Source organism: Yersinia sp. 2545 StPb PI (assembly GCF_052217125.1).
GTDB classification, from domain to species: Bacteria; Pseudomonadota; Gammaproteobacteria; order Enterobacterales; family Enterobacteriaceae; genus Yersinia; species Yersinia enterocolitica_E.
The window spans coordinates 908,791-933,728 of record NZ_JAZGPY010000001.1; the positions used below are offsets into that span (position 1 = coordinate 908,791).

Genomic DNA, 24,938 nt, shown 5'->3' on the forward strand with positions numbered 1-24,938 from the left:
TTAAAATGTAAGGGGAGTGTGAATGCATATCAATAATGTCTTCTTGGCATATGGTCGTATATTTTGTTATTTTATTAAAATCACATCACTGACACTATCAAAAATAACTATAGTGCTAGTTTTCTTACCACTAGGTGTAAATAGTGAAAGTTTCTCTGCGCTGTTCAAAGATGCAGATATAAAAGAGTTTATTAATACAGTAAGCAAGAATATCAATAAAACTATAATAATAGATCCTAAAGTTCAAGGTTTGGTTAGCGTCCGTAGTTATGAACTATTAGATCAAGATAAATACTATCAATTCTTTCTTAATGTACTCGATGTTTACGGATATACCGTAGTGGTAATGCCTAATAATATCTTGAAGGTAATACCATCAAAACGAGCTAAAGGTTCAGTTGTTCCTACACTAAGAGAATCGGGGGAAGCTTATGGGGATGAACTTATCAATAGAATATTCCCACTTAAACATATCTCTGCCAAGAGTCTTGCCCCACTATTGCGCCAATTAAATGATAATTCTGAATCTGGTAATATTATTCACTATGAGCCATCAAATACTATATTAATTACGGGACGCGCTGCTGTAGTAAACCGCTTGTACTCGATAATCAATACATTCGACCAAGCCGGAGATATAGATGTTGAATACTATAAATTGAAACATGCTAATGCTGTTGATGTGACTAAACTAGTCAATGAAATCATAAATCAAACAACTTCCAACAAACAAGGGCCATTCAATTTAGGAAGAATGATTGCTGATGATAGGACTAACTCTGTATTGGTGAGTGGTGATAGCCATATCAGAAAAAAAGCCATTAAAATGATAAAGGAGCTTGACCATCAACAGAATAGTTATGGAAACACAAAAGTTATATATATGAAATATGCTCAAGCATCGAAACTTTTGGAGGTGCTAACTGGCATTAGCCAAGGTTTTCTCAGTAACAAAAAAACAAACTCGACAGGCAAGAAACAGAGTGGAAATATTGCCATCAAGGCATATGATCAAACAAATGCTTTGGTCATTACAGCTGAACCGAAAATGATGAGAGAGTTAGACTTGGTTATCGAAAAGTTAGATATCAGACGAGCTCAAGTCTTGGTCGAGGCCATCATAGTTGAGACCCAAAATGGAGAGGGATTAAACCTTGGCATACAATGGGAAAATAAATTTTCTGGTGGGGTCAACTTTATCCCAAACTCAGGAAGGACAAGAAATAATAGTGACGGTCTACTGCCCATGGCAATTACAGGATTAACTGCAGGCTTTTATAAAGGTAACTGGAGTGGTTTATTTACTACCCTGGCAACTAATTCAAATAATAATATTCTGGCAACACCGAGTATTGTCACGTTGGATAATATGGAGGCTGAGTTTAATGTAGGTCAAGAGGTTCCTGTACTGACATCGACACAAACAACATCTACAGATAGGGTCTATAACTCAATCTCAAGGCAAAATGTTGGTGTCATGTTGAAAGTGAAACCACAGATAAACAAAGGTGATTCGGTTCTTCTTGAAATCCGACAGGAGGTATCAAGTATTGCTGACGGTTCTGACGTCACTGCTAATAATTTAGGCTCTATTTTTAACAAGAGAGTCGTTAATAATGCAGTTCTGGTAAAAAGTGGTGAGACGGTTGTTGTGGGTGGGCTATTAGATAAAAAGATAAATAAAACAGTAAATAAAGTTCCTATCTTGGGGGATATTCCTTTTATTGGTGGTTTTTTTAGGCAGAAAAAAGAGAAAATTGAAAAAAGTAACCTTATCTTATTCATTAAGCCAACAATACTCAGGGAAACAAATGACTATAACTTGGTGACCGCAGAGAAATACACTGAATATAATCATGGGAATACAAATAAGCCTTTTATAAATAGTGCTCTAAAGTATTATAAGGAGAGGGGGGGAGAAAAAAGAAATCATGATGATTTCAATAAACTTAAAAAGGATATAAGGGCATTTTACCGTGACGTAGGGATTGAGTTATGAACCAAGATGAGAAGAAGTTAGTACCATTAACATTGAATTGGTCTAAAGATAATGGTGTTATCTTACTCCCAGTAGAAAATGGATATCAAATTATATGCCGCCATTCAGCTTCGCTTGAGGCAATACTTGAAGGGTATAGAGTCGCCTATCAACCTATGGGCCTTGATTTTGTTACTGATGATGAGTTTAATAATACTCTGACGGCCACGTATCAAAATAGTTCAATGCAGTCACATAAAATAATGAATGCAATAAGTGATGAGATCGCGATTTATTCATTTGCTAGTGAATTGTCTGACAGTGAAGACCTATTGGACTCAGATAATGAGGCTCCAGTAATAAGACTAATCAATACCATTTTAACAGAAGCAATTAAAAATTTAGCGTCAGATATCCATATAGAATCTTTCGAAAAAAAAACTGGCTATCAGATTTCGTATTGATGGAGTATTAAAAAATATATTAGAACTGAAACACAGTGTAGCACTATTATTAGTTTCTCGGATTAAAGTTATGGCGAAATTAGATATTGCAGAGAAGCGTATTCCCCAAGATGGACGTATTGCACTGAACTTGGCCGGGCGAGTTTTAGATGTTCGCGTGTCTGTTCTACCGTCAAATCATGGTGAGCGCGTAGTTATGCGCTTACTGGACAAAAGCAGTATTAAGTTGGACTTACAATCTTTAGATATGTCAGCAAAAAACTATGGCTTGATGAAAAAACTGGTGCTCAAGCCTCATGGTATTATATTGATTGTTGGCCCTACGGGTGCAGGCAAAAGTACTACACTCTATGCAGCTCTAATGGGAATAGATTCAGGTGAAAGGAACATTATGACTGTCGAGGATCCCATCGAGTTTGATATTGATGGTATATCTCAGACACAGGTTCATTCAAAAATTGGCATGACTTTCTCTCGAAGCCTAAGAGCAATACTGCGACAGGACCCTGATGTTATTCTTATTGGCGAAATACGAGATGTGGAAACTGCACAAATAGCAGTACAAGCCTCTTTAACCGGCCATTTAGTTTTATCAACGTTACATGCTAACAGTGCTGTTGGTGCTGTAACCAGGCTGAGAGATATGGGGATCGAACCCTTTATGCTATCAAGCTCATTATTGGCAGTATTATCTCAACGTTTGGTGCGCCGACTATGTATCGAGTGTCGGCAAGAGTATACATTTATGCCGGAGCAACTAAACAGCTTGGGCATAAATTATGGAATGACCATAGCAGGAAATACGCATCGTGCGATAGGTTGCGACAAATGTAATGCGGCCGGTTATCGCGGGCGAATAGCTTTGCATGAGCTCTTAGTTGTTGATAATCGCTTACGGGAAGGTATTTATAAAGGCTATAGTGAGCATGATCTTGTCCAGTTGGCGCAGCAAACTATACGCAGCATTGAACAAAAGTTATGACTGGCTTAACAACAATTGAAGAAGTGGTCAGGATAAGCTTAGAGGACAAGCATGCCTGTATTTAAATATGTCGCTATCAATAATGACGGAGTGAAAATAAAAGGTAATATTGATGCCGAAAGTATGTTGGCTGCCAGGAATATTATCTATCAAAGAAGATGGTATTTATTAAAGATTAATATCATAAAATTAAATTATTTTACAAGAGTAATGAAGTACTTTAACACTGTTAATAATGATGATCTTGTGTTAGTTACTCGACAAATGTCGACATTAGTGAATGCAGCAATACCATTAGACGAAGTATTGGCAATTATCGAGAAGCAAAATAAAATGAATGTAATGAATAGTATAATATATGACATAAGGATGAAGATTATAGAAGGCTATTCATTTTCAGATTCACTTTCAAATTTTTCAAATGTTTTTAATCCATTATATAGGTCAATGATCACTGCTGGTGAACTATCGGGGCATTTAGGTATGGTGTTGTCTCGACTTGCAGACCATATAGAACAAGCGCAGAAAGTGAAACGAAAACTTGGACAAACACTTATATATCCGATTATTCTAATTTTAATGTCTCTCAGTGTGATTATTATCCTTTTATCGGTAGTTGTCCCTAATATAGTAGAGCAGTTTTACTTAGAGAGTAATGCATTGCCTTTTTCTACACAAGTTCTCATGACAGTTAGCAACGTGATAAAAAATAACATATTGACTATTTTAATGTTAATTTCTTCTGTGTTAATTGTAATTAATAGAATATTGAAAATAAAGAAGGTAAATAAACTCTTTGAATATTATTATTTGAAGATCCCTCTGGTTGGAGAGGTAATTATTAGGTTGAACATATCCCGTTATTTAAGAACATTAACTATTTTAAACGGAAATAACGTTGATTTAATCCAGGCAATAAAAATAAGCAACTCTGCATTGACAAATGAATATATTAAATCACAGTTAAAAAGCACCGCTAAGTTAATTAACGAAGGCAGTAGTCTATCGTCTTCTTTAACTATTAGCCGAGTATTCTCACCTATGATAATACATATGATTGCATCAGGTGAACGAACTGGGACATTGGATGTTATGTTGGAAAAAGTGACTGCTGTCCAAGAAGATGAACTGATGGTTAAGATAAATATATTTATAACAATACTAGAGCCAGCAATAATGATTTTCATGGCTGCATTTATCTTTTTTATTGTTTTGTCAATATTTCAACCAATATTGCAGATTAACAGCCTAATTTCATAATATATATCGAGGATGGATGATGAAGGAGACGAAATCGGATGGATTTACATTGCTGGAAATTATGGTGGTTATCATGATTTTGGGTGTTTTGGCTAGCTTAACGATACCCAGTCTGATGTCTAATAAAAACCGAGCTGACCGGCAAAAGACATTAAGCGATATTGTTGCTTTAGAAAATGCATTGGACATGTATAAGTTGGATAATGGCCATTACCCTACAGAGTTACAAGGTATTCATTCATTGGTTGTCAAACCAACAGAGGTACCCATCCCGAGAATTTATCCTCAATATGGTTATATTCGGCGATTACCGCAAGATCCGTGGGGAAACGCTTACCAAATGAGTAATCCCGGAAAGAATGGAGAGATAGATATATTTTCTGCAGGACCGGATAGAGAAATAGGTAGTGAAGATGATATTGGCAACTGGAGTGTATCATCATAATTAAAACAGATATACGTAGTAACTTGAGTCCCGACAACGCATAGGTAATTACTTGCGATATTATACAGGTTTTACATTGTTAGAGGTTATGATCTCATTAGCTATTTTTGCTATTGCGGGTATCAGCATTATGAAAAATATTAGTGAACAATTAATTTTGACCAAAGCGTTAGAAGATAAGATGGCATCTTCTTGGGTTGCAGATAACGTTTTAGCTGAAATTAAAATAATGAATGTTACACAAAGCGGAGATTTGGCGAAGGGACGTCATTTTATGCTTAACCAATTTTGGTATTGGCAAACGAAGGAAGTATATAATCATAGTAAAGGATATCATGAAGTTATCGTTGAAATTCGTAGTCAGGAAAATAGCGAACATCCTAATTATATAGTACAAAGACACCGGATTACTAATGACTAAACGTTTATCTTATGGCTTTACATTGTTAGAGGTACTACTTGCTGTTATTATTTTTACCATGATGAGTTTAACTATCTATCAGGCTGTTATTGTTATTGCGAAAGGAAGTGCCGCCGCGAGTAGTAAGGCAAAAGTATTATATAGAATATACCAAGTAATAGAAAAACTTCAAGATGATATATCTCACGCGATAACATATCAAAATTTTATTTCAAATGATTACCAAGGCGTTTCCTTCCAAATAGGGAAGTGGCTTTTGGGAAGTGATGATTTTGGGGTTTATTTCTTACTAAATAATAATGATAATTTAAAATACGATTTTGACTATATGCCAGAAAGTATAGGCTATAGGTTGAAAAATAAAGTTTTACAAAAATTATCTTATACAAAAATTGGTTGCATAGCAGATCCGGAATACAAGATTTTAGATGCTATAGATGGAGTCTCAGCATTTAGAATGCAGATATATCATGAAAGAAAATGGCTAAATGAGTGGCGGAGCGACGTTGTCTTACCTCACGCCGTTGAATTTACCATAGAATTGGAAGGTATTGGCATGGTAAGACGAGTTATTATTTTATTGAATAGTGGAGTTTTATAATTGTGGATAGTTTAGAGACACAGCATGGTGCTGCACTATTGCTAGTATTATCTATTCTATTATTGATTAGCGCAATGGCTTTCACGTCACTTTATCACTGGTCTGATTTGTATAATCTATTTAAGATAAGTGAAATAAGAAAGTCACAGAAATGGATATTATTAGAAAGTGAAGGTGAGATGTTAAACAGAATCATTGGGCCTCTATTAAATTCTAAATATATAGGTGATGAGTTAGGTCACAGTTTGACCCATCCCAAAACCATTAAAATAAACGAGAATGATATATATTATAATTTGGTTGATAGAACTAACTGCTTAAACATTTACTCTATTAAATATAAGTCATGCAATAATACAGTGGAATCTTATGCCAGGACGGTTTTTAAAAATATGTTAATTAATTCAGGGGGAGGAAAAGAAGAAATAAATAATATTATGGAATATATCTCTGGTTTTATTAACCGTGATTGTTGCGAAAATAACAAATATAATATCTATACTGGTTCAATACTTAGGCCAAAGTATACTAATTCCAATGATGACTTAGCTGTTTTTTTACCCGATTATAGTAATAAGTTACTTTTACAACTGACACCACTGATCTGTACTAGAAATGACAACGTATTATTAGTTAATATAAATACGCTTGAAATACAACATGCCAAGCTCGTTCAGGCAATGCTCATGAATACTCTTAGTGAAGAAGATATTGTCAGGGTTATATTATCCAAACCAGCAACTGGCTGGGGTAATGTTGAAAGTTTCTTTGATTCGATGTTAAATAATTCAGTGGTGGCAATCAATGATAGACAAAAGATAAGAGATATTTCCATGTCAAACTTTGCAACAGATGAGTATTTTATCTCATTATCATTTGGTCTTGATGGTAAGGATGAATATTATCAATTAAGTAACTTCCTTCATATTAAAAAGAAACAAGTTACGGTAGTGCAGCGGATGTATGGTATTGGCGAACCATATAATGAATAGTGTTGCCTCTCGGGCTACTCTACTGATTAGACTCGGGAATTATGAGCACGATTCTGTTTATTGGTATATCAAAACGCATGATGGTAAAAAGAGTAGTTATGGTAAACTCAAGAGTCATACTGAAATTAAAAATCTAAAATTAGATCCTAAATATACCGTTAAAATATTAGTTCCAGCAAGTTGTATAATATTCAGACGAATTGATATCAAAGGAGTGGCAACAAGTAAAAATATGAAAGTTATTTCTTTTTTACTTGAGGAATCAATTGTGGATGATATAGATAAATTTCATACTATTAATTTAAAATGTGATGATGATTTCTGTTATGTAGCCGCTGTCGAACATCAATTAATGAATCGCTGGATAGGATGGTTAAAGGATGCTGATATCACTGCAAAAACTATTGTGCCTGATGTATTGGCTCTACCATTTAGTCTTGGACAATGGTTTGCGGTAAAATTAGACCATGAATGGTTGATCAGAGATAGTGAAATGTCAGGCTTTTCAATTTGTAGTGAAATATTAGAAAAAATATATGCTTCAAGGTTGTCATCTGTTCATATAAATACCTTTTATCCGGCTAGCAGTAAAGCTATCAATTGGCAATCAACACAATATTGCTATGTGCTCCGAGTTATGGCTGAAAATGTCGCTCATACTGATGTTAATCTTCTCTGCGGTAAGTATAATAATTTCTTTAAAAGAATTATTAAGTGCCAACCTATTTTTAAACCTATTTTTCTGTGTTTGCTTCTATCTATTTTTGTATGCCTAAATTATGGGGTTGATAGATATAAAATAATGAAGGATATTGATATGCTAAATGTAGAATCTACATATTTTTATACTAATTTTTTTTCCAGTTAATGAAAGTGACATTGATGATATAAGTCATTTTAATGATTACATCGGTCATCATAGAGATATGTTATCAAAAACCAGCTTTCTTGATTTAATGCACAAATCAGGTGTTGTTATTGATAGGTTTAATTTGCATGTAAATAGTGTTAATTTTAATAGAGATACACAAATGATGTCATATAATATCTCCACAAGTGAACCTGATGCTATAGCACTTGAATTAAACGAAGGAAATGAAAGTCTTAAAGGAGTGATTTTAAATAAAATAGCCAATGGCCATAGTACGCATGATATTATTTTTAATAATACACCATGAAGTTAAATTCACATTCTATTCTATACTATTTTTGGCAATTAAGAACCATCCTATCATTCTTATTGATGGTTATTGTGGTACTTTATACAATTAAAATTTTGGTGGATTGTAATATATTACGGCAGAAACAGGTGCTATTAAGGGATGAAATTCTTCATTATTCTACAGAATCTAAAAATCTAAATCTAAATCTACGTCGGCAGTATAAGGTATGGCATGATTATTATTCACATGACAAATTTGATAAAGAGATTATTAATATTTTTAACGGCGGGAATAACATCTTGCAGATATCGACATTATCCGATGGAACTGCTGCTATAAAATTTGATGGGGTTAAATTTTATAACGTACTAGATGTGATTCATTTTATGTCTCACTACTATAATATTTATATTAGTGATGTGAATATTTATCGTAATGACAGTGAAAGTGGTGAGTATGTAATGGGGAATATTTATTTTGTAAAGCGAGAATCAAAAGGAATATAATTAAATTATGATTGATACTTATAGTCTGGTCGGTGTTTTATTTTATACTGTTGTTGGGCTATGCATAGGGAGTTTTTTGAATGTTGTTATCTATCGGCTACCAATTATGCTTTCTGCTACTGCACCCAAACATAGGGTCGTCAGTCGACGAATTAAGGATGATAGCCTCAAAGACAACATTAATTTATGTTTTCCAAAATCATTTTGCCCAAATTGCAATAACCAGTTACTTATTAGGTACAATATCCCCGTAGTCAGTTGGTTATTATTATGTGGTAGATCCCGGTGCTGCCATCAGAGAATTAATCCTCGTTATCTAATTGTAGAGTTATTGACGGCTATTTTAACCTTACTTGTTGCCTTTTGGGCTGAAAGCGATTATTCAACAGTTGCCTGTTTACTTTTAATTTGGTCGCTGATTACGTTGTCTTTTATCGATCTTGATTGTTACTTACTTCCAGACTGTATTACATTACCATTATTATGGATAGGACTTGTTTTTAATATAAACAATGTTTTTTGTTCTCTGTCATCTGCAGTGCTAGGTGCTGTAGTGGGTTATGTTTTTTTGTGGTTACCCTATTGGTTATTTAAGTTATTTAAGGGTGTCGAGGGAATGGGATATGGTGATTTTAAATTAATGGCAGCTATGGGAGCTTGGTTTGGTGTATCAGCAATACCCATGTTGATATTGTTATCCTCTAGTTTAGGTATCATTATCTCTATGGTGATTTCTCTCTTGTCAAAGAAGAAAGTAAAACACATCGCCTTTGGCCCTTATATTTGTCTGGCTAGTGTGGCTCATCTATTTCTAGGGGAGGTTATTAGCTTATTTTAATAATGAATTTATTTAATATTTCGCTCAACTCTTTACATTTGTAATCGTTATTCATACCGTCATTTTTTAATTTTTCATATCTTACCTCTGTTAGTTCTGACCGCGAATGACTACTCTGCTGTAAACTGAGAGAGTTATCAGAATTCATCATAGTTATGGCACTATTCACTATTTTCTCTTCACTTGGTAACTTTTCCATACCACATATTTCTTTTAGATAACGCATCCCAGCCGTTAATGCAGTTAATTGTTCTATTTTTATTTTTTGAGTTAAATTTTCATTTTTGTGTGTTTGGCATCCAAAAATAATTGGTGTGAAAAATAAAATCACCCTGAGTTTCATTATGATCATTCACCTTCTTGATTTTTCATTGTTACTAATAATATCTCAAAAATGTAATTTTCATGGTGGATATTTTTTGTTGGTTATCAATATTTATTGATAGACTTTCACCTTTGCTATTGATTCTTATGTTCTCTATCATTTTTCGCTTAAAACTAACGAATTTAACTTTATTAATGTTTGAAGGAGACTGTCAGGTAACACTATTTCTGCTATTTTATTTAGTGATGACTACCATGTGGGGAAGGAAATGGATGAAATAATGATTGGAGATATTCTCTTTACTCCACAAAAGAGAATAATCAATAAAGGGGGTTCTTTCATAAAAATGAGGAATAAAGAGTCTGAAGTGTTATCTTTATTATGCCATAATTATCCAGACTCTCTCACCCGCGATGATATTGAGAAGGAGATATGGGGAGGTAGCTATGTAACAGATAACACACTAACACAAACAATTAGTAACTTGCGTAATGCATTAGATGATAAAGCACATGAATTAGTGACGACTATCCCCAAAAAAGGATATTGCATTGGTATTAAACCGATTTTTATTTCAAGTAAAGAAAAAGAAAAAGAAAAAGAAAAAGAAAGAGGTGGTGGGGGAGGAGTAGATTGTCTTGATGTTGTTAAAAATAATAAATATATTTTATCCGGCGTTGGTTTTCGTTATAAAGTTGTTTTACTGGCAGTGTTTATAAGTTGTTTTTTTACTTCGTTATATGTGACATTAAATTCCCATACAATTAAGATATTACATCCTACAATCATGCCTATATTGATAGGTTTGGATAACACGCTAGATGAAGTTTTCTTATCCACATACCGCAAGGCACCCTACGTTTACTTAAAGAAAACAAAACAGGGGGAGTATATTGCTTGTAAATATCAAACTGGGGAGCTGATATGCGAGCGAAAATAATATTTATTTTGATCTTTAGTGTTTTTATATCAATAGGGCTAGGGTATGGCGCTGGGCGTATATATTCTTATATTCACCCAATGAAAGAGATTGAAGGCTATTGGGAGGTTAACTATTGTTTTAATCATTCACCTAACACTTATCATGTTTACTCCAGAGTTAATATTATGGGAAGAGAGATAAACTCATCTGCCGATGTGTATGGTGAAAATCATGATTTGAAAGCACGGCGTAATATTGTCTTTCGTGTGGTTGATGCGAGTAAAGGAGTTTTTATCGGTGATGTGTTATCTCTATCAATATATAATAATGACGATAATTGTTTATATGATTTCCTTAATACACCCTATGCAATAAGTTACCCTGTTTTCTATAAATTAGATGAAAATACTATTTTGATTGAACAATCCCAGGGGCATCCTATTCATAATTTTCGCTTATTAACACGCAGTGATACATGATGTAATCTCCTGAAATATACTTGTAATGTTTGGCGAGTAATGTTGGTATATTAATTATCGTCGGTGTAAAAATAATGTTATATCACATCAGGTTGTTTGTTATAAGGCTTCTCTCGCATGTTAAAGGATTAGGCCCAATCTCCGATGGAAAAATCGGTATATTGTTTGGTCTAATACTCGTTATTAGCCTTTTCTCCTTATTGCAGTTATTTTCCATCGGGTATTTATCTCATATATTGGATAGTACCACCGTTAATGTTGAAAAAACGCACTATAGCCATCAGCAAGAAGTGTTGATGGATCGCGCCAGAATGGAGCTATTAATTGCTAGCGACAAATTCAATCGGGCCGGTATCTATTATATGGAGGACAAAGAGACCGGTTCTGAGGGGAGCTGGCATAGTCTTTTGAATGAAGCACTGCAATCTATGCAGCAGTCACAGCAAAATTATCGTGAGTTATTACTTCTTTCTGTTCACGATAAACGACCAGAATTCATTGCATTAAAGGAAAGTTATCAGCAGTTATATCAAGGTTTGACTGAGCTTGGGCAGGGGTTGTCAAAGAACAGTAATATTGATCGGTTTTTTGAAGTCCCGATACAAGGCTTTCAAAGTGATTTTACCGAAAAGTATTACCACTATTTGCAGCAAAGTGAGAGTAATCGGGCTGTAATGGATAGCCAGCTATTATCGTCCTTATCGTCAGCAAAGCAGGGGGTTATTACAGCATTGGCGGTATTGCTGTGCCTTGCCTTTTCGGTTTGGCTCGGTGTTACACGCTTAATTATCCGGCCACTTAATGACCTTATTTCCCATATTAACATTATTGCCGCCGGTGATTTATCACGCCAGATTACATATTCATCGTTTACCAGCCGCGAGGCTCGTCAATTGGCTGATAGCATATGCCAAATGCAACAAGGCTTAATTGTCTTGGTGAGTCAGGTTCGCGCAGGTGCAGAAATCATCCTGACAGGTGTTAATCAAATCGCCGCAGATAGCCATCGTCTTGCTGAGCAAACACAGTCGCAAGCACAATCACTGGCCGCAACAACACAAAGCATGTATCAGCTCACTACCCGGGTAAAACAGAACACGATGAGTGCCGATCAAGCCAATCTTCTGGCTAATGAAACCGGCGTTATCGCCCGTGAAGGCGGGGAAATGATGTCTAGCGTCGTGGTATCAATGGCTGATATTTCTGCCGGTTCGCAGGAAATAACGGCAATTATTACGCTCATCGAATCGGTGGCTTTTCAGACCAATATTTTAGCATTAAATGCTGCCATTGAAGCAGCGCACGCCGGTGAGCATGGGCGCGGTTTCTCCGTTGTAGCACGAGAGGTTGGCTTGTTGGCACATCAAAGTGGCAATTCCGCGCTGAATATTAAGCGGCTTATTCATAATTCATCCAGCTCTATCTCCACAGGGAGCGGTTTGGTAGCGCGGTCAGGTGATAACTTACGGGCTATTATTGATGCAGTTAAAAAGGTGACTGATTTGATGGCGGAAATATCTGCTGCATCACACGATCAGAGTCAAGGTATTGAGGGGATAACCACACAAGTGGGGATGATTAATGAAGTGACAAAATTGAATGCTGAGTTAGCCCAGCAATCCACCGGTGCATCGGAGGTATTACAAAAACAAGCATTCCAGCTCAATCAATCTGTTGCTCGTTTTTGTTTACCGACTACTGGGCGGTCGGCTCAAGGTTGTTATGAAGCGGCCCCTGCCAACTTTTAGTGCACCAGCATGCTTTTCAGCATCTTGGTCCAGCCAATTGGATCACCGTAATATTCATTTGCGGGTAGGGCGGACAGTTTTCCCTGCCTATCTTGTAGCACAAAGGTTGGGAAGCCGTGTCCATGCACCCTCGCCAGTAAGGCGCGACTATCAGCAATATGCTGAGTCGATGCTGTCTGGGCGGAACTGAATGCGTTGATAAATGCTGTCCGGCTTAACCCAATATCAGTGGCAAGTTCAATTAATACCGAGGTGTCGGCGATACGGCGGCCCTCTACGTAATGAGCTTGCTGGATTTGATGGAGCATATCCGCGCCTTGTCCGGCCAATTGTTCAGCCGCTAAAATGGCGGCAATAGGTGGCGTGGAATCCATAATCGCTGAAGTATCATTCAGCAAGTGATTAAAATAAGCCTTACCAAACGTTTGTCCGGTGAGTTCGGCAATACGTTTGTCATGAGGCATCACATAACCACGCCATTGGCTATCTATCTGGCGACGATTCGGTCCAGACATCATCCCACCACCGTGCAGTACCTGTGTCAGATCAGGAATGCTTTGTGCGGCTTGCACCAATGGCGCTGCGCCATAGCACCAACCGCATAAAGGGTCGAAAATGTAATGTAAAGTTAGCGGGGTCATTATGTTCTCCTCTTAGTCCCCGTCACCATTCAAGTTACCGCCTTCTGGCACTTTGGTTGATGACAGGGTAATGCCGTACTGATTCATTTTAAGCGCCGCTTATTGCGGCCATTTCATCTCGTTTTTCAGTACCTTAGCACTTAACTCCAAGCTAGATTCATCTTTCAACTCTGGATAGTGTTTTTTCATCGCCGCAATCAGTGCTGCGGAATCCTTCGCCTTAGGAATCTCTGTATTCAGTGTGGTTAAATAGTTCTGAGTAAAGGTCACTGATGCCAATGTTTGTGGCGCGTTATCGAGATAATGCCCAGGAACCACGGTCACTGGTTTGAGTGCTTTAATCTTTTCCAATGTTGTTAGCCAGTGCTGGCGTGATTCTGCGGTTTGAGTATCCGCGACCCATAAATGGATATTACCGGAGACAGCGACACCGCCAACAACAGCTTTCAAGGATGGGATCCAGACAAATGTCTTTTCAGGTGATGGGCCGTCTAGCCCTTCAACATCAATGTTTTGCCCATCGATAGTGAAACTCTTGCCCTGTAGTGCTTGCGGAACAATTATCCGGGTAGGCGCATTTTCTTTTAGAATCGATCCCCAATAGGCCATTTTGCCGTCTTTGGTCGCTTCTATTTCTTCAATGGTCTGGGGTGTGGCTAGTACCTTGGCTTGTGGGAATGCTTTTGTGATGACATCCAGACCGAAATAGAAATCAGGATCGGCTTGGCTGATATAAATGGTGGTCAGTTTTTTGCCACTTTGCTGGATTTTCTTCACCAGTGCTTCGGCGTCATTGCGCTGAAATTGCGCATCAATCAGAACCACTTCGGTTTTGCCGCTGATAATCTCAGAAGAGACTGGGAAGATGCTCTTTTCGCCTGGATTATAGACTTCCATTTTGAGTTGTTCGACAGCACTTGCGTTTGCTACGGCTGCGAAGGTTGCCAGGCCGGCAAAGGTCATTTGTAATAGCGTTTTGTTAAACATATCGGTTTTCCTGAGGATGACTGGGGTATGGGTTAGATAATAGATTGCATCGTTCGATAGAAAAACCTGATAATGAGCAACTGTTTGTTGCTTAAATCGAGCTAATAATGGATAGGATCACTGCTGCTGAGGTTTTTGTCGCGATTGTCGAGCGTGGCAGTATGATTGCTGCCGCCGAAGCATTAGAGATGTCACGGGCGATGGTGACACGCTATCTGGCTGAGATGGAGCAGTGGGCGGGGGCGCGGCTGTTACATCGGACAACACGAAAACTGAGCCTGACCCATGCTGGCGAAACCACCCTTGAACGTTGCCGACGTATGCTTGAGTTTGCCCAAGAGATGGATGTGATTGCAGGGCAAGGCAGTGATGAATTGCGCGGTTTATTGCGAATCAGTTGTTCTCAGTCTCTTGGGCAGAGTGCTTTGGTGATTGCTGTCACTGACTATTTACGCCGTTATCCCCAGGTCGCGGTTGATTTACAAATCAATAACCGGGCAGTCAATCTGGTAGAAGAACGCATTGATTTAGCATTGCGTATAACCAATGAGTTAGACCCGAATTTAATTGCACGGCCACTTTCCATGTGCCATTCCGTTGTCTGTGCCTCTCCGGCCTACCTGTCAGCCAACGGAATACCCAAAATACCCTATGATTTGGCAGTACATAACTGCCTGACATACTCATATTTTGGCAAAAGTTTGTGGCATTTTGATTTACAGGGCGAAAAATCAGCCGTTGCAGTCAGTGGCAATTTGAGTGCCAATGAGTCAGTAGTTTTGCTAAGTGGTGCGTTGGACGGGGCCGGGATTACTCTGCAACCCAGTTATTCTGCCGCCCCCTATATCGCCCGAGGCGATTTGGTCAGCTTATTACCGGGTTATCAGCCGCAAGCAATGGGTATTTACGGTATCTATACTTCACGGCGGCACATGCCAGCAACATTAAGGACAATGTTAGATTTTCTCGTGGAGTGGTTTGCAACCAATCCCCATTGGCTTAACTCTGCTTTCTTGACGCTATAGCGGTGAGTTACATTCTCAAACATATTTTTGTGATCGGTGATGCCTATAAATTACTTTTATTTCATAGCATTATACGTAGCAAATGCTGCCTTTTTAGTTACTCCGCTATTTATAACCTTGTTCACTACTAGTCAGTATTCCTCAACTCATGCTATTTCTATTTAGTTAGTTAAGAAAATAAACAATTATAATTTATAAGGTTATTACTGCGTTTTTGGCGATGCTCACGGTTTCGCCTCTTCTGTGACTCACTACATGGTGCCGGTTAATTAACCATTATCGGCAACAATTTGTTTTGCCCGCTATCTACTGCGAGCTGATATTGTCTGACTGGGAGCTGGTATTATGCCTGTTGCGCTGCTGGCATTGGCACTGAGTGCTTTTGCTATTGGTACCACCGAATTTGTCATTATGGGGCTGCTACCTCAGGTGGCGGGTGACTTACATATCTCGATTCCAACTGCCGGTTGGTTAATCAGTGGTTATGCGCTGGGAGTGGCAATTGGCGCACCTATCATGGCAGTTCTGACCGCAAAGTTGCCACGTAAAAAGACATTATTACTATTAATGGTGATCTTTATTATCGGTAACCTGATGTGTGCTCTGGCATACAACTATGATTTCCTGATGCTGGCCAGAGTGATAACGGCGCTGTGTCATGGTGCTTTCTTTGGGATTGGTGCCGTGGTTGCCGCCAATCTGGTGGCGCCGAATCGACGAGCTTCGGCGGTGGCACTGATGTTTACTGGCCTGACGCTGGCCAATGTGTTGGGCGTGCCCCTAGGGACCGCGCTGGGGCAGGCCTTCGGTTGGCGCTCAACATTCTGGGTGGTTTCAGTCATCGGTTTATTCTCACTGGCCGCCCTTTACAGCAAATTACCTTCTTCTCAGGAGGAGGCCCCGACCGAACTGCGTAAAGAGATAGCCGCATTGCGCGGAGGGGGAATCTGGCTATCTTTATTGATGACGGTCTTTTTTGCCGCCGCTATGTTTGCTCTCTTTACTTACATCGCCCCCATTCTGACAGAAGTGACGCAGGTTTCGGAACATGGTGTCAGTTGGACATTGTTGCTGATGGGGGTTGGTCTGACATTGGGCAATATTGTCGGGGGGCGGCTGGCCGATTGGCACCTTTCCGTCAGTCTGACGATGACTTTCCTGTTAATCGCGCTGTTTTCTGCCTTGTTCAGTTGGACCAGCTATTCATTATTGGCAGCAGAAGTGACGCTGTTTCTATGGTCAGCGGCAGCTTTCTCAGCAGTACCTGCACTACAAATCAATGTGGTTACCTATGGTAAAAAAGCACCTAATCTGGTGTCGACCCTGAATATTGCCGCCTTTAATGTCGGCAATGCTTTAGGGGCATGGGTTGGTGGTGTGGTGATTGCTCGTGGGTTAGGTTTAACCGCAGTGCCCTTTGCCGCCGCAGCACTGGCGGTGATGGGGCTGCTACTGTGTCTGTTTACCTTCTCCCGGGCGCGGGCCGGTAAGGTGAAAGCTGTTTAGGCCCGTTGCGAAAACTTAATATTGTTGGGTAATCACTTGGGTTAGGCGCTGCTGGAAAGTGATGGCCTGCTGCTTTAAATGCTCGATAAACGTATCTACCAAAGTAGATGATGGGCGATGTTTCGGTTGTATCAAACTGATAGTAAAAGGGATTTCGACGCTGAATGGCCGCACGCACACACCTTCAGCGCCCCCTTTGCTAATATAGTCTAATGCCGTGAGTGGATTGACAATCGATACCCCCACCCCTTCCCGTACCATGGCGCAGACCGATGCAGCACTGTGGGTTTCCAGCACTAACCTTCGGCTAACGCTTTGTTCAATAAATAGTTTATCCAATAATTGGCGATAACTGTCGGTAACGGACAAGCTGATAAAGTTTTCACCCTGGAAGTCTTGTGGTGTCAGTAGTGATTTATCCCGCAACGGATGGTCACTGGGCAATACGCAAATCTCATTCACGGTCATCAGAGGATGGCGCAACGTACCGGCAGGAGTCTGGGTGTTTTCTGTCAGACCAAGGTCATGACGCTGAGCTGAAAGCCACTCTTCCAGTAGGGGCGATTCCTGCGGGATGATGCTCAGACTGACTTCCGGGTAGCGGTCAATAAAGGGTTTGCACACGGCGGGTAGCAGCGATTGAGAAAAGACCGGTAGGCAGGCAATAGAAAGCTGCGCCTGTTGGAATTGACGAATACCCTCAGCAGCTTGTCGGATGCGATCAAGACCGTAATAAGAGCGTTGTACCTCTTCAAATAGCCGCAAGCCTTGTACTGTGGGATAGAGGCGGCCACGTACACGCTCGAAGAGTGTTAATTGGACTAATTGCTCAAAGCGGGCCAGTTCACGGCTAACGGTGGGTTGGGATGTCTGGAGTAATAAGGCGGCTTCAGTCAGGTTACCGGTGGTCATGACACCATGAAAAATCTCGATTTGTCGTAGGGAAATGGTGGGCATCACAACACTCCTGAAGTGGCGACGGTTTACTGAAAGCCATATCATAAATGAATAGACTCACGGTAAATAGATATTTTCCTAACAGGTATTCAGTTGCTAATAATGAGGTATCAGCGAAATCATTTTTTTCGCCCAACATATTGATGAACAATTATTAGGAAAAACCTATGCCGCGCACACTTTATGACACCACTTCGGCACTGACTGCCCACAATCTGCTGGCTCTGCCTGAGCAATTTGGCTGCCCGGTGTGGGCGTATGATGGTGAGATTATTGTTAAACGAATCAACCAATTACGAAACTTTGATGTTATTCGTTTTGCCCAGAAAGCCTGTTCGAATATTCATATTCTCGGTTTGATGCGTGAGCAGGGTGTCAAAGTCGATTCAGTCTCGTTGGGTGAGATAGAACGTGCGATACATGCTGGCTTCCAGCCGGGGCAGGAACCGGCCGAGATCGTATTTACCGCAGATCTGCTGGATCAGGCCACGTTATTACGGGTGACTGAATTAAACATTCCGGTCAATGCCGGTTCAATCGACATGCTAGATCAACTGGGGCAACATGCCCCAGGGCACCCCGTTTGGTTGCGGATAAATCCGGGTTTTGGCCATGGTCATAGCCAAAAAACCAATACTGGCGGTGAGAACAGCAAACACGGTATCTGGCATCAAGATTTACCACAAGCTATTGAGAAAATTAAAAAATATGGTTTAACGCTGGTGGGTGTTCATATGCATATTGGTTCTGGTGTTGATTATCAACATCTGGAGCAAGTTTGTGATGCCATGGTTCAGCAGGTGATTGCACTGGGGCAGGATATCAGCGCTATCTCTGCCGGTGGTGGGTTATCGATCCCTTATCAATTTGGTGATGATGAGATTGATACCGAACATTATTATGGCTTATGGAATAAAGCCAGAGAGCAAATTGCTGCCCATCTCGGTCATCCGGTTAGTCTGGAAATTGAGCCAGGCCGCTTTCTGGTGGCAGAGTCAGGTGTTTTGGTGGCGCAGGTGCGGGCTGTTAAAAATATGGGCCGTCGCCACTATGTGTTGGTGGATGCCGGATTTAACGATTTGATGCGGCCAGCAATGTATGGCAGTTATCACCATATTTCGTTGCTGCCTGCTGATGAGCGCGACCTCACATCGGCACCGTTGATTGATACGGTAGTTGGCGGCCCGCTGTGCGAGTCAGGTGATGTATTCACCCAGGAAGCGGGTGGTGGATTGGAAACCCGCGCATTGCCAGCCGCTAAAATTGGTGATTATTTGGTATTCCACGATACCGGGGCTTATGGTGCGTCGATGTCTTCGAACTACAACAGCCGCCCATTATTGCCGGAAGTGCTGTTCGAACAGGGGCAGCCACGCTTAATTCGCCGTCGGCAAACCATTGAAGAACTTATTGCATTAGAGCAGATTTAACGACTTTGTTATCAAAAGGATAGGTTGAATTAGCTTATACAAAAAAGTCCTCAGCCGATAGCCAGAGACATAACTCAAGGCTATCGGTTACCTGCATTTGATCCTATTTGCATTTGATACAAACGTCCTCAGCGGTAATAGGGCCCTGGTACCACCGAATCACGTAATTTTAACTCACCGATGAAAGGGGGCAGCGGTAGCACCGGTTTGCCCGCAATCAGCTTCAACGCCTGAGTAATGGCGGCTTCAATCATCGCATCAATCGGCAGATACACAGTTGAGAGTGCCGGTTGCAGGTAAGGTGCGGTAGGTTCGTCATCAAAACCAAATAACGAAACATCTTGTGGTAGCTTTTTCCCCGCCTGATTAAGGGCTTTCATCGCCCCGATAGTCATATCATCATTGTAGATAAACAGCGCGCTGAAGCTAATATCGCGTGCCAATAGCGCCTGACATCCTTGATAACCGTCAGGTACGCCACTATCTCCATGGATAATCAGATCTTCATTCAGCGCGATTCCGTGCGCCTCCAGCGCTTGCTGATAACCGGCAAGGCGGGATTGGGCCGTGGAGGTGGTGATTGGCCCGGTAATATAGGCAATATCACGATGCCCTTGCTGTATCAGATAATTAACCGCATTAAATGCAGCTTGTTGCTGTTCGAAGAACACACAGCGCTCACGGGCTTGGGGTAAATCACGATTAATAACCATCAAGGGGGCGGCAACGTTGGCAAGCAATTGCATTAAATCAACTTCAGACATTGAGCGAGTGTAAAGAATAATGGCATCACAGCAACGGTCAGCCAGTAACTGAACTGCCTGCTGTTCGCCTTGTGGCGTATCGTGGCCATCTGTCACGATCAAATGCTTACCACTGGCTTCAATCAGTTTCGCAGCCTGCTGGAGTAAACGGCCAAAGTAGGGGCCTTCAAAGTTCGAAACCACTAACCCGATGCTGTTGGAGCTTCTGTTGGCCAGTGATTGTGCTAGAAAATTAGGGCGGTAACCCAGTTCGTCCATCGCCTTAAACACCGCCTCACGGGTGCTTTCCTTCACCTGCCCGGTGCCGTTTAATACCCGGGAGACAGTGGCCTTGGAAACACCGGCGCGCAAAGAGACATCCAACATGGTAATCATCAATCGTAAACCTCTTGGCTGGGTAGCTATTGCCCCAGTCGGCCCGTGTCATAACACGATAACTGCCGTGCGTGGCACTCTCGTTGGGTGCGGCGTAGTGGGCGATTTTTGTGGCATAACTGCCGGATATCGCGGCAGTTTAGCATAGCGCAGGCGGGTTGCAGCTCTTTGTTATCGACAGTTCTCAGTCATCTGCGGGCGTTTGCGGGCTGGCGACAGAATGGCGGCGGACCAGCGTTGGGCTGAACATATTGGTGATTTCTGGCAACGGGGTATGGTTGGCCAGCGCCAGCGCCAATTCTGCGGCCTGTGTCGCCATCGCAACGACCGGGTAGCGGATGGTGGTCAGCCGGGGGCGCAGATAACGAGAAATTAATACATCATCAAAACCAATCAGTGAGATCTCTTGCGGCACTTCGATGCTGTTGTCGCTGAGAACAGACAATGCGCCAGCAGCCATGGAGTCGTTATAACAGGTAACTGCCGTGAAGTGTCTACCACGGCCGAGCAGGTCGGTCATGGCCTGTTCGCCGCCAATCTCATCTGGCGTACCGTAGGATATTAAGCGGTCATCAACCGGAATCTCAAACTCTTTTAGTGCGTCCAAATAGCCTTGTAGGCGATCAATGGCATCGGAAATTTGGTGATTAGAGCAAATAATAGCGATGCGTTTATGCCCTTGCTGAATCAGATGGCGGGTTGCCAACCAGGCACCATAACGGTCATCTAATGCGACACAGCGGGTTTCGAAACCCGGTAATGTGCGGTTAATCAACACCATACCGGGGATCTGTTCCATTAATGATGTCAATTCTTCATCGGACAGTTTTTTGGCATGAACCACCAGGGCGGCACAACGATGGCGAATCAGTTGTTCGATGGCCTGACGCTCTTTCTCTTCGTCATGGTAACCGTTACCAATCAGCAAGAAATTTCCGGTGGCATAGGCCACTTGTTCGACAGCTTTGACCATCGATCCAAAGAATGGATCTGACACATCAGAAACAATCATGCCTACCGTTTCAGTTGATTGCTGGGCCAGTGCCCGCGCATTGGCGTTTGGGTGATATTGCAGTTGTTCCATGGCGTTACAGACCGCCATACGTGATGTCTCACTGGCCTTGGGAGAATTATTGATAACACGAGATACCGTCGCGACGGAAACACCCGCCAGCTTGGCAACATCCTTAATAGTGGCCATTTTTCTTCCAGAGATTTTCAGGGTAATCGCTTACATCCCTCAGTTTTGCGGAAAACGGTGTTGCCCGCAAGGGGGGAAGATCGCAACTTGGTGAGAAAAAATCACAGAAACAGCAATTAGCACGATTACCTGTGGTTTTCGCAAGCCACAGGTTTCGATTTGACCTGCCTTGGTTAACCCAGCGCATCAAATGAAACGGTTAGTACAAAACGATTATGTTTAGTCTAAATTGTGCTTTGGTCTTACTGCCCGCTGAATGTTATTTTTATGATCTATTTAATTGCCTGAGATAGCCATGTCCATCATCCGTTACCCCCAGCTTGCCCACTGGGGCGCTTTTACCGCTGTTGTTGAAGATGGCAAACTGATCCGTTGCGAGCCATTTGCCAATGATCCCAACCCTTCTCGGTTGTTGGAATCCATTACACCCATGGTTTATTCCGATAAACGTATTCGCAAACCGGCGATACGCCGATCGTGGTTACAGCAGCGAGAGAAAAGTGATCGAACTTTGCGTGGTCGGGAAGACTTTGTTGAGGTGGAGTGGGATGTCGCGCTGGATTTAGTGGCGCAAGAGAATCGCCGGGTCAGGGACCGTTATGGCCCGTCAGGGATATTTACCGGCTCCTATGGTTGGTCTTCTGCCGGGCGTTTACATCACGCGCGTTCATTAGTCCGGCGTTTCTATTTCAGCGGCGGCGGCGGGGTTGATCAACTGGGCAACTACAGTTGGGGCTCGGCACAGTTTTTTCTGCCTTATGTGATTGGTACTTTTAGCCCGTTGACCGGCAGGGTGACATCATGGCCGAGTGTGGTTGAGCATTGTGAACTGTTTATTGCGTTCGGCGGGTTGGCACTGAAAAACGCTCAGGTCTCTTCCGGTGGCTCGGCGGAACATTCATTAAAACCCTGGTTGGAAAAACTGGCACAAAAAGGCACGCCAGTGATTAACATCAGCCCGATGCGGGATGATTGCCCGGCATTTGTGAATGCCGAATGGATACCGATTCGTCCCAATACAGATGTAGCACTGATGCTGGCGCTGGCTTATGAAATCCAACGTGTTGACGGGCAGGATGAGGCTTTTCTGGCTACTCATTGCGTGGGCTATGAGCAATTAGCTGATTACATTCGTGGGGTGAATGACGGTATTGCTAAAACCCCTGAGTGGGCCAGCGAGATTACCGGTATTCCCGCACCAAGAATTACCCTGTTAGCCCAGCAACTTATCGGTGTTCGCAGCTTTATGACCTGTTCCTATTCAGTACAGCGCGCGCACCGTGGTGAGCAACCTTACTGGATGGTGATTGCCTTATCAGCCATGCTGGGGCAAGTGGGGCTGCCCGGCGGTGGCTTCTCATTTGGTCATGGATCGATGAACGGTGTGGGTAACCCGCGGATAGACACGCCGGGGCCAAGCATGCCAGTGGGTAAGAACCCCTCTGGATTGGCTATTCCAGTGGCCCGCATTTGTGACATGTTGCTGCAACCGGGGCAGCCGTATCAGTTCCAAGGGGAAACCCATACCTACCCCGATATTCATTTAGTGCATTGGGCTGGCGGCAATCCATTCCACCATCATCAGCAATTGAATCGGCTGGTGGAGGGGTGGCAAAAGCCGGACACCGTGATTGTGCAGGATATCTGGTGGACACCTGCGGCTAAAATGGCCGATATCGTGCTGCCAGTGACCAGTTCGCTGGAACGTAATGATATTGGTGGCTCGTCACGGGATCGCTATGTATTGGCGATGCATCAGGCGATTGCGCCACAACATCAGGCCCGTAACGATTTTGATATTTTCGCTGATCTGGCCGAACGACTGGGTTATCGCAGTGAATTTACCGAAAATAGAGATGAAATGGCCTGGATTCGGCATATCTACCAGGAGTGCGGAGTGGCACAACAGCCACACGGGGTGGAATGGCCTGATTTTGAATCTTTCTGGCAACGGGGCCATGTTGATTTACCTGCTCCGCCAAAGGAGTTCGTGTTCTTTGATGCTTTTCGCGAAAACCCACAGACTAATCCGCTGCAAACGCCAAGTGGCAAAATTGAGCTGTTCAGTGAGAAAATCGCCAGCTATCACTATGAGGATTTTGCGCCTCATGCCGAGTGGCAACCACCGGTTGAGTGGTTAGGGGCACCACAAGCTGAGCAGTGGCCGCTGCATCTGATCTCTATTCAACCCGAGGATCGTCTGCATAGCCAACTTGATCCTGCACCATTGGCGCAAGGGAATAAAACTGCCGGCCGTGAAACGCTGTATATGCACCCACAAGATGCAGCCAAACGTGACATTACTGAGGGCAGTCAGGTTCAGGTCAGCAACTTACGGGGTCATTGTCTGGCGGGAGTGCGTATTACTGATGGTGTTACTCAAGGGGTAGTGTTAATGGCAACAGGGGCCTGGTTTGATCCCGGTTTCGGCGGCAAGCAGCATAAAGTTGAACAATCAGGTAACCCCAACGTTCTGACGCTAGACATTGGTACCTCGCGTTTAACTCAAGGCCCGAATGCAATGAGTTGTCTGGTTGAGGTGGCGCGGTACTAATTTTATCTTAGCCAGGCTTAGGGTGTTGCCGGTGGGATAGCGGCAGCACCCATTATTTTGGCAATGCACCTCAATGAATTACAAACCTATTTCGTCTTTCTGACAATGTTCACTACTGGTTACACTTTGCACGTAAATGTTGCGATTGCTTGCTGGCTGTGGCTTCACTGAAACGGATACAGTGTTCATCCCAGAGGTATTAATTGGTGAGTAATCAACATACGCTGTGTGTTAAAAGCCAGTTTTTTATTTGCACCAACCTACGCAGATGCGTAGGTTTTTTTTTATTTCTTCCTGCTGTTGCGATTATCAGCCCCCTCTTAGCCACTATTATAGTATTCTCTCTTTTTCATATTCATTGTCTTATAGGGAAA

At 41.9% G+C, this 24,938-nt stretch carries 23 protein-coding genes and 1 pseudogene; 18 read left to right on the forward strand and 6 right to left on the reverse strand.

The window, feature by feature from the left end; all coding sequences use genetic code 11:
• Window positions 1–22: 22 nt before the first annotated feature.
• From gspD to V1955_RS03995, 11 genes and pseudogenes are all read left to right on the forward strand, one after another.
• Entirely contained in the window at window positions 23–1,999 is a 1,977-nt protein-coding gene (gene gspD / locus V1955_RS03945; RefSeq protein WP_442820555.1) for a type II secretion system secretin GspD, read from the forward strand.
• Window positions 1,996–3,489 (forward strand): annotated as a pseudogene (locus V1955_RS03950) (GspE/PulE family protein). The gene gspD and the pseudogene V1955_RS03950 overlap by 4 nt, the downstream one beginning before the upstream one ends.
• On the forward strand, window positions 3,476–4,684 hold the full coding sequence (locus V1955_RS03955) for a type II secretion system F family protein (RefSeq protein WP_442820556.1): 1,209 nt from the start codon (window positions 3,476–3,478) through the stop codon (window positions 4,682–4,684). Before V1955_RS03950 ends, V1955_RS03955 begins: the two are co-directional and overlap by 14 nt.
• 19 nt (window positions 4,685–4,703) lie before the next feature.
• On the forward strand, window positions 4,704–5,129 hold the full coding sequence (gspG, locus tag V1955_RS03960) for a type II secretion system major pseudopilin GspG (RefSeq protein WP_083162807.1): 426 nt from the start codon (window positions 4,704–4,706) through the stop codon (window positions 5,127–5,129).
• Between the two features lie 52 nt (window positions 5,130–5,181).
• The gene (gspI, locus tag V1955_RS03965; RefSeq protein WP_083162809.1) at window positions 5,182–5,550 is read left to right on the forward strand and encodes a type II secretion system minor pseudopilin GspI; all 369 of its coding nucleotides are present in this window, start codon (window positions 5,182–5,184) and stop codon (window positions 5,548–5,550) included.
• Window positions 5,543–6,151, forward strand: a complete 609-nt coding sequence (gspJ, locus tag V1955_RS03970; protein WP_442820557.1) for a type II secretion system minor pseudopilin GspJ — start codon at window positions 5,543–5,545, stop codon at window positions 6,149–6,151. Before gspI ends, gspJ begins: the two co-directional genes overlap by 8 nt.
• 2 nt (window positions 6,152–6,153) lie before the next feature.
• The gene (locus V1955_RS03975; protein WP_442820558.1) at window positions 6,154–7,143 is read left to right on the forward strand and encodes a type II secretion system protein GspK; all 990 of its coding nucleotides are present in this window, start codon (window positions 6,154–6,156) and stop codon (window positions 7,141–7,143) included.
• A complete protein-coding gene (gspL, locus tag V1955_RS03980) occupies window positions 7,136–8,011 on the forward strand; it encodes a type II secretion system protein GspL (protein ID WP_442820559.1) in 876 nt (291 codons plus the stop codon). The genes V1955_RS03975 and gspL overlap by 8 nt, the downstream gene beginning before the upstream one ends.
• 58 nt (window positions 8,012–8,069) lie before the next feature.
• Window positions 8,070–8,321 (forward strand): hypothetical protein, encoded by a 252-nt coding sequence (locus V1955_RS03985; protein WP_442820560.1) that lies wholly within the window; start codon window positions 8,070–8,072, stop codon window positions 8,319–8,321.
• Window positions 8,318–8,812, forward strand: a complete 495-nt coding sequence (locus V1955_RS03990; protein WP_442820561.1) for a hypothetical protein — start codon at window positions 8,318–8,320, stop codon at window positions 8,810–8,812. The genes V1955_RS03985 and V1955_RS03990 overlap by 4 nt, the downstream gene beginning before the upstream one ends.
• A 7-nt stretch (window positions 8,813–8,819) precedes the next feature.
• Window positions 8,820–9,650 (forward strand): prepilin peptidase, encoded by an 831-nt coding sequence (locus V1955_RS03995; RefSeq protein WP_442820562.1) that lies wholly within the window; start codon window positions 8,820–8,822, stop codon window positions 9,648–9,650.
• Here V1955_RS03995 and gspS read toward each other — a convergent pair.
• A complete protein-coding gene (gspS, locus tag V1955_RS04000) occupies window positions 9,637–9,993 on the reverse strand; it encodes a type II secretion system pilot lipoprotein GspS (protein WP_442820563.1) in 357 nt (118 codons plus the stop codon). The genes V1955_RS03995 and gspS overlap by 14 nt on opposite strands.
• A 250-nt stretch (window positions 9,994–10,243) precedes the next feature.
• Here gspS and V1955_RS04005 point away from each other — a divergent pair, with 250 nt between their 5' ends.
• The 3 genes from V1955_RS04005 to V1955_RS04015 all read left to right on the forward strand — a co-directional run bounded on the left by V1955_RS04005 (window position 10,244) and on the right by V1955_RS04015 (window position 13,124).
• On the forward strand, window positions 10,244–10,915 hold the full coding sequence (locus V1955_RS04005; RefSeq protein ID WP_442820564.1) for a winged helix-turn-helix domain-containing protein: 672 nt from the start codon (window positions 10,244–10,246) through the stop codon (window positions 10,913–10,915).
• Window positions 10,900–11,376, forward strand: a complete 477-nt coding sequence (locus V1955_RS04010) for a hypothetical protein (RefSeq protein ID WP_083162827.1) — start codon at window positions 10,900–10,902, stop codon at window positions 11,374–11,376. Before V1955_RS04005 ends, V1955_RS04010 begins: the two co-directional genes overlap by 16 nt.
• Before the next feature lie 74 nt (window positions 11,377–11,450).
• A complete protein-coding gene (locus V1955_RS04015) occupies window positions 11,451–13,124 on the forward strand; it encodes a methyl-accepting chemotaxis protein (RefSeq protein WP_083162830.1) in 1,674 nt (557 codons plus the stop codon).
• Here the strand turns inward: V1955_RS04015 and V1955_RS04020 are convergent.
• Together V1955_RS04020 and V1955_RS04025 are read right to left on the reverse strand one after the other, a co-directional pair.
• Window positions 13,121–13,765 (reverse strand): DsbA family protein, encoded by a 645-nt coding sequence (locus V1955_RS04020; RefSeq protein WP_442820565.1) that lies wholly within the window; start codon window positions 13,763–13,765, stop codon window positions 13,121–13,123. The genes V1955_RS04015 and V1955_RS04020 overlap by 4 nt on opposite strands.
• 99 nt (window positions 13,766–13,864) lie before the next feature.
• Window positions 13,865–14,752, reverse strand: coding sequence for an MBL fold metallo-hydrolase (locus tag V1955_RS04025; protein WP_442820566.1), 888 nt, complete (start codon window positions 14,750–14,752; stop codon window positions 13,865–13,867).
• A gap of 107 nt (window positions 14,753–14,859) precedes the next feature.
• Here V1955_RS04025 and V1955_RS04030 point away from each other — a divergent pair, with 107 nt between their 5' ends.
• Together V1955_RS04030 and V1955_RS04035 are read left to right on the forward strand one after the other, a co-directional pair.
• Window positions 14,860–15,777 carry a LysR family transcriptional regulator gene (locus V1955_RS04030; RefSeq protein WP_442820567.1) on the forward strand — a complete coding sequence of 306 codons (918 nt, stop codon included), beginning with the start codon at window positions 14,860–14,862 and terminating at the stop codon, window positions 15,775–15,777.
• A gap of 345 nt (window positions 15,778–16,122) precedes the next feature.
• Window positions 16,123–17,283: an MFS transporter gene (locus V1955_RS04035; protein WP_083162838.1), complete on the forward strand. Its 1,161-nt coding sequence runs from the start codon at window positions 16,123–16,125 to the stop codon at window positions 17,281–17,283.
• Window positions 17,284–17,298: 15 nt separating this feature from the next.
• On the opposite strand, the gene V1955_RS04040 is transcribed toward V1955_RS04035, so the two are convergent.
• Window positions 17,299–18,240 carry a LysR family transcriptional regulator gene (locus tag V1955_RS04040; protein ID WP_083162840.1) on the reverse strand — a complete coding sequence of 314 codons (942 nt, stop codon included), beginning with the start codon at window positions 18,238–18,240 and terminating at the stop codon, window positions 17,299–17,301.
• A gap of 167 nt (window positions 18,241–18,407) precedes the next feature.
• On the opposite strand from V1955_RS04040, the gene lysA reads away from it, so the two are divergent.
• The gene (lysA, locus tag V1955_RS04045; RefSeq protein WP_420073027.1) at window positions 18,408–19,670 is read left to right on the forward strand and encodes a diaminopimelate decarboxylase; all 1,263 of its coding nucleotides are present in this window, start codon (window positions 18,408–18,410) and stop codon (window positions 19,668–19,670) included.
• Between the two features lie 128 nt (window positions 19,671–19,798).
• Here the strand turns inward: lysA and V1955_RS04050 are convergent, their stop codons facing one another.
• Entirely contained in the window at window positions 19,799–20,809 is a 1,011-nt protein-coding gene (locus V1955_RS04050; RefSeq protein WP_372569558.1) for a LacI family DNA-binding transcriptional regulator, read from the reverse strand.
• A gap of 184 nt (window positions 20,810–20,993) precedes the next feature.
• Window positions 20,994–22,010 carry an HTH-type transcriptional regulator GalR gene (galR, locus tag V1955_RS04055; RefSeq protein ID WP_083162848.1) on the reverse strand — a complete coding sequence of 339 codons (1,017 nt, stop codon included), beginning with the start codon at window positions 22,008–22,010 and terminating at the stop codon, window positions 20,994–20,996.
• Between the two features lie 295 nt (window positions 22,011–22,305).
• Between galR and V1955_RS04060 the strand changes: the two genes are divergently transcribed.
• On the forward strand, window positions 22,306–24,564 hold the full coding sequence (locus V1955_RS04060; RefSeq protein ID WP_083162850.1) for a molybdopterin guanine dinucleotide-containing S/N-oxide reductase: 2,259 nt from the start codon (window positions 22,306–22,308) through the stop codon (window positions 24,562–24,564).
• The last annotated feature ends 374 nt before the right edge of the window (window positions 24,565–24,938 follow it).